The sequence below is a fragment of the Lysinibacillus sp. UBA5994 genome (genome assembly GCF_002429725.1).
Lineage (GTDB): Bacteria > Bacillota > Bacilli > Bacillales_A > Planococcaceae > Lysinibacillus > Lysinibacillus capsici.
In genome coordinates this window covers 86491-99624 of record NZ_DJAU01000028.1, presented here as the reverse complement: position 1 = coordinate 99624, position 13134 = coordinate 86491, and the positions used below count along the sequence as shown (strand labels likewise).

The 13134-nt window shown below is 40.1% G+C and carries 9 protein-coding genes; 1 reads left to right on the top strand and 8 read right to left on the bottom strand.

Annotation, left to right across the window (positions count from 1 at the left end; genetic code table 11):
• Window positions 1-408: 408 nt before the first annotated feature.
• The 3 genes from B3D98_RS09845 to B3D98_RS09835 form a co-directional block, all read right to left on the bottom strand.
• Window positions 409-1536 (bottom strand): conserved virulence factor C family protein, encoded by a 1128-nt coding sequence (locus tag B3D98_RS09845; protein ID WP_288582731.1) that lies wholly within the window; start codon window positions 1534-1536, stop codon window positions 409-411.
• 12 nt (window positions 1537-1548) lie between these two features.
• Entirely contained in the window at window positions 1549-3435 is a 1887-nt protein-coding gene (locus B3D98_RS09840) for an ABC-F family ATP-binding cassette domain-containing protein (protein WP_103117794.1), read from the bottom strand.
• Window positions 3436-3559: 124 nt separating this feature from the next.
• The gene (locus tag B3D98_RS09835) at window positions 3560-5020 is read right to left on the bottom strand and encodes a PLP-dependent aminotransferase family protein (protein ID WP_288582730.1); all 1461 of its coding nucleotides are present in this window, start codon (window positions 5018-5020) and stop codon (window positions 3560-3562) included.
• 101 nt (window positions 5021-5121) lie between these two features.
• On the opposite strand from B3D98_RS09835, the gene B3D98_RS09830 reads away from it, so the two are divergent.
• Window positions 5122-6528 (top strand): pyridoxal phosphate-dependent decarboxylase family protein, encoded by a 1407-nt coding sequence (locus tag B3D98_RS09830; RefSeq protein ID WP_288582729.1) that lies wholly within the window; start codon window positions 5122-5124, stop codon window positions 6526-6528.
• A gap of 188 nt (window positions 6529-6716) precedes the next feature.
• On the opposite strand, the gene B3D98_RS09825 is transcribed toward B3D98_RS09830, so the two are convergent.
• The 5 genes from B3D98_RS09825 to B3D98_RS09805 all read right to left on the bottom strand — a co-directional run bounded on the left by B3D98_RS09825 (window position 6717) and on the right by B3D98_RS09805 (window position 13134).
• Window positions 6717-7331, bottom strand: coding sequence for an HD domain-containing protein (locus B3D98_RS09825; protein WP_288582728.1), 615 nt, complete (start codon window positions 7329-7331; stop codon window positions 6717-6719).
• A 701-nt stretch (window positions 7332-8032) separates the two neighbouring features.
• A complete protein-coding gene (locus tag B3D98_RS09820) occupies window positions 8033-9076 on the bottom strand; it encodes a DUF917 family protein (protein WP_288582727.1) in 1044 nt (347 codons plus the stop codon).
• A gap of 16 nt (window positions 9077-9092) precedes the next feature.
• Window positions 9093-10667: an OPT/YSL family transporter gene (locus B3D98_RS09815; protein ID WP_048390111.1), complete on the bottom strand. Its 1575-nt coding sequence runs from the start codon at window positions 10665-10667 to the stop codon at window positions 9093-9095.
• Between the two features lie 22 nt (window positions 10668-10689).
• A complete protein-coding gene (locus B3D98_RS09810) occupies window positions 10690-11442 on the bottom strand; it encodes an IclR family transcriptional regulator (RefSeq protein WP_054550817.1) in 753 nt (250 codons plus the stop codon).
• Window positions 11443-11454: 12 nt separating this feature from the next.
• The gene (locus B3D98_RS09805) at window positions 11455-13134 is read right to left on the bottom strand and encodes a hydantoinase B/oxoprolinase family protein (protein WP_112117765.1); all 1680 of its coding nucleotides are present in this window, start codon (window positions 13132-13134) and stop codon (window positions 11455-11457) included.

Here is a 13134-nt window from a genome sequence, read left to right as displayed (position 1 = left end):
AGAACGCCTTTAACTTTTTGTTTAGCAATAAATCACTAGAAAACAACATTTTTTTCTGTTTTACACGATTTTTCGATCAATTCATCGAATGCAAGAGAGTATTGTTTTTGATTTTCAGGTGGTTAGATAATTATAGTTTGGAAGAGGGAACACTTTTTTGAGCGGGATTTCTTTAATTTGGAGAAAGGGTTTTTGGTTCTGTGGAGCGACCTTCATCTCTTTTTAGAGCGGGTATCCGCTTCTTTGAAACGATTCACCCTTTTTAAGAGTGGGTCCACACTTCTTTGGAGTGGTTCGCTCACTCTTGGAGAGGACCTATCACCATTCAGAAGCACCTTACCCATTTATTAGGGCGAATGCCAACCATTACAAAATAGAAAAAAACCAGCATTTGCTGGTTTTTCCTGATTATTGTTGACGGGACTCGGTCATTTGCTTCCAAACCGAGCCTTTTGCTTCCTCGCCTTGTTCGATACGGGCAATGGCCATTTTCACTTGTAGCTTCACTTCGAATTCTTTGTCATCTTCGGCAGCCTTCAATGCTGGTAAGGACTGTTCTGTGCCGACCTCATATAAATACATGGCTGCGCGCCAGCGAACCAATTTGTTTTTGTCCTGTAAGGCTTGCAGCATGGCTTCTTCAAATTCTACAAAGCCCAGGTCACTCATGCAGTCACCTGCTGTTCGACGTACTGCTGCACTTTTATCTTGTAGGGCTCTTTCTAAATAAGGGACAACTGCCACATCCTCAATCATGCCTAAGTACACCGTCGCTAGTCGACGGATAGACATTTGTTCATCCTGTAAGGCTAAATCTAATAGCGGTAGATCGTCTAGCTCAGGATCAGCCATTTGATCGAGCAGTTGGAAGCGTTTCTCCCATTCAGGTTGCTTGAACTGTTTTACTGTCACTTTGAGTTTGTCCGTTTTCACAGCGGCTTTTTCACCATCATTATTGATAGCTGTGACAATTTCTGCTAAACGGTCTGCAGAATAAGTGACATCAATCTCCTGTTTGATTGTTTCAGCAATTTCCTCAAGCTCACCGTAGCGAACCCCATAATCAATCCACTTACGTTGGAAAATATAGTTTTCATCTACTGCTGACTCAATAATTTGATTAAAAGCATCGACAAAACGGTCTCCGCAGCTAATACGATATTCACGTTGGTTATCAAAAACTTTTACTTGTAAAGGCACCTGCTTGTAAAATTGTACATGGACATAAACCTCTCCATAAAATTCATTGGCCACAACCGTTTCTTCTTGTGTTTGGACATCTTCCCCTAACACTTGACGAATACTTGCTAGAATGCCTTCCCATGCATATTTAGCATTACGCTCAACAGCAAAGAAATCGGCTACATGGTAAACGCCCTTTACTCCCTCAATCGCTAAAATAGCAGCCGCTTCGCCTGTTGCTTCGTCTTTATTATCCTTTGTAAAATTATAGCTCTTCCCGAATGGTAGCTCTGTATCAACAACAATCTTCATAGAATTGGGACTTGGCGTCGGTTCAATGGTAATAATCTTCATGTCTATCGCTCCTTATCCGTTAACTATTTCATCTAAATACGACCATCTTTCAATTAGATGCTCATACTGTGCATTTAGCTCATCCAACTTAGCTGTTAATTCCTGTAGCTTGGTAAAATCTGAGCCTGCATTGGCGATACCTTCTTCGGTCTCCATAATAGCAGTTTCTGTTTTCTCTATCTCGTCTGCAATCGTTTCCCATTCTTTTTGCTCTTTAAACGATAGCTTTTTTTTGTCTGATTTTGGCTTTTCTGATTTTGGCTTTTCTACTTTTGACGTTTCTACTTTGACAGTAGCTGTCTGCTCACGTTTCTCCAGATACTCACTGTATAGATCCAGTGTTTCCTCTACTTGTCCCTGACCATCTAGTATCCATAGCTTTTTCGCAATACGGTCGAGGAAGAAACGATCATGGGAAATCGTGATAACCACGCCTGGGAAATGCTCGATGAAATCCTCTAGCACACCTAATGTTTCAATATCTAAATCATTGGTTGGCTCGTCCAATAATAAGACGTTTGGTTGCTCCATCAATAAACGTAATAAATGAAGACGCTTGCGCTCACCGCCCGATAATTTTCCAATTGGAGTACCATGAGCATGCAACGGGAATAAAAAGCGCTCCAGCATTTGAGCAGCTGAGTAACGGACACCCTCTGCATCGGTAATATCATTTGAAGCCTCACGTATATATTCAATCATGCGCTCATTTTCATTCATTTTCGGCAATGTTTGCTTGAAATGTGCCAGCTTGACCGTTGACCCAACAAGAATTTCACCTTGATCGGGTGTCAGCTCTCCTGCTAGCATGTTCAACAAAGTTGATTTTCCTACACCGTTCGCGCCGATAATGCCAATTCGATCACCTTGCTGTAGTAGAAATGAGAAGTTTTCAAGGATTTTTTGCTGGCCAAAGGCTTTCGAAATTTTCTCAGCCTCCAGCACTTTACGTCCAAGACGTGTTGTCGCAAGTCCCATATCCAAGGAAACATCTTCTGTTTTGCGTTCTAGGTTTTCTTCTAGCTTTTCAAAGCGTTGAATACGAGCCTTTTGCTTAGTTGAACGCGCCTTCGCACCACGACGTATCCATTTTAATTCTGAACGATAACGATTGCGATCCTTCTGTGCAGAAGCAGCTTGCATCTCCTCACGAATAGCTCGGGCCTCTAAATAATCACCGTAATTCCCTGTATGACGATACAAGGTTTGATTTGCTAACTCGTAAATATGTGTTGATAATTCATCTAAGAAATAACGATCGTGGGTGATGAAAATCACTGCACCCTTTAATCGTAAGACCATCTCTTGAAGCCATTCTGTAGACTGTACATCTAAATGGTTGGTGGGCTCATCCAATAAGTAAAGATCCGCTGGTTCAATTAACACCTTCGCTAATGCTACACGTTTTTGCTGACCGCCTGATAGCGTTAGTACCTCTTTTTCAAAAGTTTCAATCCCAAGCTTTGTTAAGGCCGTCTTTGCAAGGGCATTGACATCCCATGCCTGCTCTTCATCCATGCGCTGTTGCAGACTAAATAACGTCTTTTGTAAACTTTCGGATGTTGGGTTACTTGCTAGTGCAGCAACCGTTTCCTCATATTGACGATTCAGCTGTAAAATGGGCGAATCGCCTGAAAAGACAGCTTGTAAAACTGTTTCACCTGCCTGAAATGTAGGCTCCTGTGGTAAATAAGCGACACGGTATTTATTCGGGCGATCTACTGTCATCGAATCCGCTTCCATGTCCCCAGCTAAAATGGATAACAGGGTTGATTTTCCCGTTCCATTTATACCGATTAAGCCTGCCCGCTCTCCCTCATAAATGGTAAATTCAATATTTTGAAAAAGCGTTTTATCGCCCACTGTTTTGGTTAAATTTTGTACAATTAAATGACTCATTCCACTATTCCATCTCTTTCATGTTAGGTATTGTTCATGCCCACACGATTTTTATGTAGACGATTATTGATATCCACTATTCATCATAACATCAAACCGCAGGTAAACAAAGAACAACAAACTATCAACGAACTGGTGGCATGTCCTGTAAATAGGATTCCATAAGCTGACAAAGCTTGATGATTCCTTGTGTTAAGTCGTGAGGTTCAGGATAAGAGTAACTAATTCTTAGATGGTGATATTGTGGCTCTCCTGGATAACAAGCTGAGCTTGGTAAAAAGGTAATTTGGTTTTGTTGAGCCTTCCATAACAGCTCATCCGTATTGCCATTACTAGGTAAAGACACCCAAATATTAAGTCCACCTTTTGGCTCGATCCACGTAACGCCCTTTGGTGCATGCTTATTCAACAATGCAATGGTCTGATCCCTTCTTATCTCAAGTGCAATGCGCAGTTTTTCTAAATGGGCATGCATTCGGTCTGAACGTAAAAATGGAATCAGTGCCTTTTGTGTTAATAAGGGGTTACCCGAATCGGCACTGGATTTGGCAGATAAAAGTCGTTGATGAACGGTACCTTTTGAAAGGATAGCGCCGATTCTACAGCTTGGGGCCAACGTCTTACTAAAGCCTTTTAAATAAATAACATGACCACTTGTATCTAAAGCTTTCAGAGGTGGTGGTGGGTTATCGTCAAAATAAATTTCATTCCATGAATCGTCCTCTACAATAAGAAAGCCATATTGTTGGGCAAGATCCAGTAATTCTCTCCTTCTTGCTTCACTTAAAACTGTGCCTGTAGGATTATGGAAGGTAGGATTTGTATAGATAAGCTTTGGCTGTTTGCTTAGGCAGAGTGTCGCTAGAAGAGCTGTCTGCATTCCTTCCTCGTCTACTGGTATGGGAATAATGTGGGCCCCACGATTTCTAAAGACATCGATTGCTGCTGTATATGTAGGGGCTTCGGTAATGACAATATCTCCAGGTCCAATAAATGTTTTAGCCACTAAATCTATACCTTGTTGTACACCGTTTGTCACAATAATTTCCTGCGGTGTTGTGGCAATATTACTATATGTTTTGACATAGTCTCGGATTGCCTTTCGTGCATCTTCATCCCCCTGTACCGTTCCATAACGAGCCACAATCTGAGGATCTGCCTGTAATATCGCCACAATTTCATTCACCAAATAAACAGAGGGTAATAATCCAGGGTGGATGGTCGCACTGGAGAATTTCATCGCATATTCCATTCTTTTATTTAACATAGATTGTGAACGTTGAATGTAATCAGGAATGGTTAGTTGCCAATTATAATCACTACCGCTCTCATTTGAGCTTCTTTGTTCTTTGTTTCGAACAAACGCCCCCTTGCCATGTATCACTTCAATATAACCATTTCTTTCTAATAAGGCATATGCCTTACTGACTGTGACAGGACTCACTTGATTTTCTTTTGAAAAGCTCCGAATAGAAGGTAATTGGCTCCCTTCCTGTAAAAATTCTGACCTTATTTTTTCTGCAAGGATAGTTGAAATTTGATCAATTAAAGATTGATCGGACTGACGATTCAGCTTTATTTCCATTGGACCTCCAACTGTTATAGTCTTCATTTGACTGTTATATATATCACTATATAGTGTAGAGGCAGAAATAGCTAAGTTAAAATGAAGGGAAATGATGACACATGATGAACATGAAGCAAGATCAGGAAAAAATAAAAACGCTTTTAATGGATGTAGTTGACCATGCAGCCAATTTTTTTAATAATCTGGAGCATAGAGCTGTAACGAACCATTCCTCTAGCCTTCCTACTCCGACACTTCCAGAAGTGGGTGAGGGTGCTCAGGCAACACTTCAATATTTTACAAAGCAATTTGCTGAAGGCTTAAATAGTAGTGTAGGCTCAAGATACTTGGGTTTTGTCACAGGTGGATCTACCCCTGCTTCGATTGTCGGAGATTGGTTAGTAAGTATTTACGATCAAAATTTATCCCATTCTAAGGGCTCTATTGCAGGTTCAATGGAGCTTGCGACAATTGACATGCTAAAGGAGTTATTGCTATTAAGCGATGATTATCGAGGAACATTTGTCAGTGGGGCTACGATGGCTAATTTTGTAGGACTTGCTCAAGCAAGGGAATGGATTGCACAATACTATGGAAAAAACACTGCTCTGGATGGTCTATATGGTATCCCTCCAATAAAGATTGTTAGCGGAACGCCCCACTCAAGTATAATCAAAGCAACCTCTATGCTTGGCATGGGAATAAATTCCATTCATACTATGCTATGCCTAGAACAGCGAGAAGCCATTGACATCACAAAATTACAGCAGTTTCTTGAAGAAAACCTACATGAACCTTGTATAGTTGTAGCAAATGCGGGAACTGTCAATACGGTTGACTTTGATGATTTACAAGCAATTGGCGAGCTAAAAAAGCGATACCCTTTCTGGCTTCATATCGATGCGGCCTTTGGTGGCTTTGCAGCCTGTTCACCAAAGTATCGTCACTTTGTTGAGGGCATGAATTATGCAGATTCTATTACAATTGACGCACATAAATGGCTGAACGTCCCTTATGATGCCGCTATGCAATTTACCCGTCATCAATCGTTGCAAGCAACCGTTTTTCAAAATAATGCTGCCTATCTTGGTAGTTCCCTTGAAAATCCAGATTTCTGTGATCTTACACCTGAAAATTCACGTCGTTTTCGTGCGCTACCTGCTTGGTTTTCTTTACAGGCCTATGGTAAATTGGGCTACCAACAATTAATAGAAGAAAATGTATTACTCGCACAACAGCTTGGTCAAAAAATAGATGACAGTCCCTACTTTACATTGCTAGCACCTGTTCGACTGAATATCGTGTGCTTCGCCGTCAATCATGAGGCACTGACAGCTGAAATGAACCAACAATTTTTAACAACTTTAAATCAACAAGGCAAAGTATACATGACGCCAACTGTCTACAAAGATATGCCAGCTATTCGTGCGGCTTTCAGTAATTGGCGTACTTCCCAAGCAGACCTGACAATCATTTGGGAAGCATTAACAACAGCGATATCCTCCTATTTTAATGAATCCATCTAAGCTATTAAATGGTAATGGAGTAACACATGATGAAGGATTCCTCATTTGTGCGTCTCCAATCTATTTGATAGTCAATACAAAACTAAAGTACTAGCTTACCATACATCCTTTTGGTGGTACGAAGACCATACCCGAATGAAGCACAAAAGCCACCCTTCTATTTGAAAAGGCGGTTTTTGTGCTATGTGCTATTGACCGATTTCGTGCTGGAGTTGCTTTAAAAAGCTTTCCATAAATTGATGACGTTCAAGTGCCATTTGCTTGCCCTTTTCCGTCACCATTAAATCTTTTAGCAGTAATAATTTCTCATAAAAATGAGTAACAGACGAGGTGTTTTTCTGACGATATTCTGACTCTGACATATTTGTGCGTGCTTCTTCTTCCTTATCATAAAGCTTGCGACCTTTTGCGCCACCATAAGCAAATGTTCTGGCAATGCCAATAGCACCAATCGCATCTAAACGATCTGCATCTCGTACGATTTTTGCTTCCAATGATGTTGCTTCTAGCTCATTCCCACCATTAAATGACACTTGAGCAATGCAATCTCGAATATGCTGCTTTTTACCCTCACTAACAGGTAATTCCGCAATAAGCTGTTCTTCCTTTTCCTTGCTATCGGTATACTTTTTGTCACTGACATCATGTAAAAGTACCGCTATTTTCACAACTTCTTCATCTGCTGTTGGCTCGCTATGTAGGATAGCTAATGCATTTTGATAGACACGTTCAATATGTTGAAAATCATGACTAGCATCAAATTGCTCATATATTTCACGTACTTTATTCATTAAATGATTCATAGTCTACTCATTCCTTTCCTACAAAATTATACTGTATTTTATTACATAAGAGGTAATCTAGAAAAATTAAAAATCAAATCCATTTCAATTGACTAATTTTTCAGAATATTGTATGATAAACGTACAGAACAGCTATTTGTTCTGTACCTCATATTTTTCAGCAATGTACAACAGCTGTGTGTTTAACAGATTTAACATTAACTTCAGCGGGCTTACAATTGAATAACCTGTTTAAAAGATGACGTGCGTATTGAAAACCATTCATCTAAACAAATAAAAGTGAACACTTTCCCTTAGAAATTCTTTGTTTAACCCGCATAGCCAAATGTACATGCCGAAAATGTGAACAACAAGTTAGTTTGTTGCATGACCAAAAGGATTTCGCCAGTTGTAGCAGAAGTGCATTGTTTTTTCATTACTGGTTGTTACCTTCTTCTAGTCAATACCTTGATTATGTATGAACGTAGCTCCTCCCTTTAATGAAAATCGTACACGATAATTGCTTACAGCTTGTGAATACCACGTTCGATGAGTTGTGCAAATCAGTAAGAAATTCATTTAAGCCATCAATGTATGAAGTGAAAAAGGAAGTAGGAACGATTGTGATAAAATGTATTACCATCCCGCTGAAGGACAAATAAAAGCTGCCCATCTTACATTCAAGTAGATGATGGCAGCTTTTACTGTTTTATTTTCTTACTTTATAGAACGCCTTTGATCACTTCATCAATTTCCCGCAATAGTGCTTCGTTTTGCATGGTTGTACTTAATTTTAAGTTAGATTGGTCTACATGAATCACTGCAACATGCATTCCTTCTTCAATACTTGCACTTGGAACTGGCATCATTTTCTCTGTATCGAACGTCATGATGAGATCTGGGAATTTGGATTGTACCTGCCCTTCCTTCGATAATGTCATATATTCATTCCAGAACGTCAGATGGTAATCACCCACTGATAATTCCCCTACATCGAAGCCATTTTCCTTTGTTAACGAATAATTTGTGACAGCGCCTGATACGATGTGCACACCATTCAAATACTGCAACACATGGGCTAGCTTTTCTTCAAAGGTTTGCCCATTTAAGAAGCAATAGCCAAGCTCTATGGCCATGGTAATCGCATTTGGTGCGCCATGTTTTTGTAAATAGTCAATCGTCACAGGATTTCGAGTGACCCCGACTAGCCCGCCTGCTAAAATAGAAGCTTGGCGTGCTGTCTTTGCGGTGCTGTGTAAATTCCCTTCCACAAAGCCTTGGACGGCGAAGTCACCTTTTCCTCCTGCATAAAATTGTACGGATTGATATTCTTGTTGTTCATGGAGATTTAAAGAACCCATGATTCCCGTTGGATGTGCTCGTCCATTACAGGGAGCATCCACAATAGGTACATGTAATAAGACTGACTGCAACCAGCCATTGATCGTCGTGATGGCGCCATTTTCATTGGTAATGATGCCCTTTAGACGTTGATTGATATAGTTGTTCATACTACGATAGCTCCAACAAAGCTGTTCATTTGAAATATATTGATCGGGTGCTGATGGCGCACCTACCATTGCCACACAGGCAACTAAATCTTCTTGGTCTAATTCGGTAATATCCACCATTTGAGGTTCGCCTGCTGCAAAGATTTCCTCCACTAGCTTGAGTCCTTCCTCTAGGAGACCACCGCCGCCTCCGCCAAGGATTGCTCCTCCATAAACGGCAGCAATCCCATCCTCATACGATAATCCTTTCGCCATTCAGCATGACTCCTTTCTATTTCCCTATTTTTAGAATGGAAGAGAAGAAGCTATATAGCGCATCTCCAGCGATGACACCTGCTGCAAAGACCGTCATTTCAGATTCTCTCTTACCTTTCGTCACATATGTGAAAATAACACGAAGTATGATACCCACTAGGACAGCCCAGCCAGCAATTGGATTGACAAGTAATAAACCTGTTGCAAATAAGATACCCATTTGACGTTTTGAACCACCAATTAGCTGAATTAATGCACCTGGAATCGCCCAAATCATTAATTGTTTCGCTACATCGCCTGTAACGCCTGATTGAATTGTTGCTGCATACACATGGTTAACAGGTGCTACTAAATCCTGTGCAAAATAAGATTTATAGGATAGCAATACTACAACTGCGGAAATTGCAAAAGCTAGCATACCAGCAATCAATTGTTGCTTGCGACCTTCTTTTTCTAATGCAACATCACTACCATTACCACGTAAAATGAAACCAGTTTTTAAGTCATAGCCCATATCCGCAAATGCTACCCCTGTAGCAGCACTATACCCTGCTAGTAATGCAAGTGCTGGAGCTGGGAAACCAATTAAAATACCAACAATCAGTGTAATAAATGCCACTGCAAATGCAGGGAACCAACCCGCATGCATCGCTGCGATACCTACAATTAGCTCATGGACAAATGCAGCAATCGTTGCAAAGATGATGAATCCTATTAACATACCGAAAGACATGTGTGAAATAATACCGCCTAAAATAGCGATTAATAGAGCGATGGCTAAATAAGCTATAAACCCAACACCAAATGCTTGTCGAATTTCTTTTGCATCTTTTGAATAGCTTAACTCTTCTGACTTTTTAGCCGACTTTTTATTCAATAAGGCAAAAGCTACTTGGAAAAGTGCTACAATCCCAGCACCAATCATAACGCCATGTGGAATATAGTAAGCATTTAAGTCAACATTAAATAATTGAACAGAATAGCCTCTTAATAAAAGCCCAATCCCAAACATCGTCAGTGCCCAAATATTACCGATGAACGCTACCCCAAAAGCTGACATTGGAATTTTCAAAACAGATCCCACGATACCAATTAACACGCCACCAATTAATACCTTTGCATTCTTACCGCCTTTATCGCCCGCCTTAATGGCTTCAGCTGTTGCAATTCCCGGTGGCCAAGTACCTGCTGCTGGGAAAATCTTTGTATCGAAAAATTTATATAATAATAAAGCATCAACAAACATCGCTAAAATAACACCGATAAACAACGGTAATACTAAATTTTCATAGCCTAATACATATGGAATACCAATCGGCAACATTAAACTACTTGCTGCACTGAACGTTGCTGCCGAAATGGCTGTTTGAATAATATTTTGTCTGTGTACAGATTTAAAGGCAATTAGCTTGCCAATCGGTATTCTTCCAAGAATCATCGCAAATATTGCCCCAACGATTGATGTATTGGCAGAAATCCCTAAAGTCGTAATCAGCTGTATCCCAATAATTGCCCCCACAACAGATGTTAAGACGATCATTAGTAGAGTTACAGGCTCTAAAGCCCTTGGATGTAATACTTTATTATTCATAGTGTCAGCTCCCCTATTGTTGTTATAATTTTGAAATGTGTGATTGTATTTGCTGAGCTACTTTCACTAACTGTTCAAGCATATTTTTCTCCCTTTGATCATCTAAATCATATACTAACCCAGAAATTGTAAGAGATGCAGTGATTTCCTTTTTATAGTTAAATAACGGTACACTAATGCCAAATGCATGTTCATTATACTCCCCGATGGTAACACACCAGTTGTTTTGGCGAATTTGTTGCAGCTCTTCCTTTAATGACGCTAGGAAAGAAACCTGCTCTTCCTTCGATTGTTCCTCATGAAAGAAGGCCATTAATTCCAGTTGCCTGTCCTCGTCTAAATAAGCAAACATGACCTTACAGGAAGCACCGATGTAAAGGGGTGTCTTTGTTCCTAAAGACACCGCATACTTTACATTTTTATTGCTTTCGGCTATTTTCGTTGTGACACCGTATTCATTGTCCATATAAGTAAGAAATACTGATTCATTGATTTCACTGGCAAGATTTTGCATCAATTCATAAATGGTCGAGTGAGGGTCTTTTGAATTCGATAACACATCATAAAAAAGGTACATTTTATAACCTAATTTATATTTTTTCGTGTGTTCATCCTGTATTAAATAACCCGCTTCTGTAAATGTATTAATGGTTCTTTGCACGACACTTGTCGGCAGTTTCATCATGCGTGAAATTTCACGAACACCTAATGCATTTTCTGTCGTTGCAAAGCATTCTAGTATATCCAATGAGTTTTTTAATGTCTTGACAGTCATCTATTTCTCCCTTTAAGCGTTTTGATAACCGTATCGCTCTTTCGCTACATCTACAGAAATATATTCATTTAATAGATCACGTTCAATGGCCTCTGAGCTTCGTTCGTGTGGAGGACCATAACCACCGCCAGTAGCAGTCACAAGCTCGATACGGTCGCCTTTTTGCAATTCATAATTGGCAAGTACGCCCACTGGTCCAATTTTCGTTCCATCCTTTTTATGAATGATTAAATAGTTGTGAGAGCCTTCTCCACCACCATTTAAGCCGAATGGCGCGAATTGATGTCTACCTAAGTTCACAGAAACCTTTTGACCATCATGATTGACTGTATAAACGCGACGAACACCTAAGCCACCTCTAAATTGACCAGCACCAGCACCGTCACAATTTAAGCTATATTCATCAATTTGAATACCGTATTTTGTTTCTGCAATTTCAACTGGAAGATTATATGTTTCACCATCTCCCATACAGTATTGCCCGCTTTGCCCATCCTCATCATTCGCCGCTCCCCAGCCACCAACAGATGGCTCAACAATTAGGAATGACTCATCATTTTCAGGATTTTTCCCAGTGAGAATAAACGTACAAACAGATTGTAAATGCCCTGCCGATAAGCGTTCTGGTAAATGCGGCGCAAGAGCTTTCCAAATTAGATCAGCTGCCCCAATACGTGCCTCAAAATTCATAGACACAGGATGTGGGCGTTTAGCTGAAACAATCGAATTGTCATCTGTGATAATCGTTAAGCGTTTAAAGACACCTTCGTTAATTACGTCAATATCGCCAAGTAATGCTAGGAACATAACGCGCACACTTGCCATTAAACCAAACTGAGAACAGTTCATTGGCACATTGACTGCAGGATGTGAGCCTCTGAAGTCACAAATAAACGCCTCATCACTAATTGTGACTTTCACTTTTATTGGATAAGGTCCACCCTTTAATGGGTCCCCTTCAATAAAGTCCTCCGCATAAAATTCACCTTTAGGTAGGTGTTGAAGCTCATACTCTACAATTTTCTCACCCTTGTCCAATAATTTTTGAATAGACAATTTCACCGATTCCGCACCAAACTTCTGACAAAGCTCTGCGATTCGTTTTTCACCTGTTTTTAAGGCGGCTACTTGTGCAAACATATCGCCGATTGAAAGCTCTGGTAAACGAACATTCGTAGAAATGATTTCATAGACTGCATCGTTCAACTCACCTTGATGATAAAGTTTGACACCTGGTAGCTGTAAACCTTCCTGATAGATTTCATTAGAATTACTTGTAAACGAACCAGGGTCCATGCCCCCTACCTCTGTCCAGTGTGCTTTATTGGCAGAGTACGCAATAATTTCACCGTTGTAGAAAATTGGGAGAACTAAGCCCACATCCGATAAATGCGAGCCACCTCCAACATAAGGGTCATTGATAATAATGACATCACCTTCATGTAGTTTTTTCCCATTATCAAACTTCTCTATTACACGCTGTACCATTGGACTTAACATCCCAATAAAGCTCGTTACACCGTTTCCTTGACTAATTAAATTACCCTTGGCATCTGTTAAACCACAAGCATAGTCTAATACTTCATAGATTACTGGACTCATAGAAGAGCGTGCTAAAGCTATAAACATCTCATCGCCTATAGCTAGCAATGAATCTTGAATAATTTCTACTGCAAAAACATCTTTTTTCAT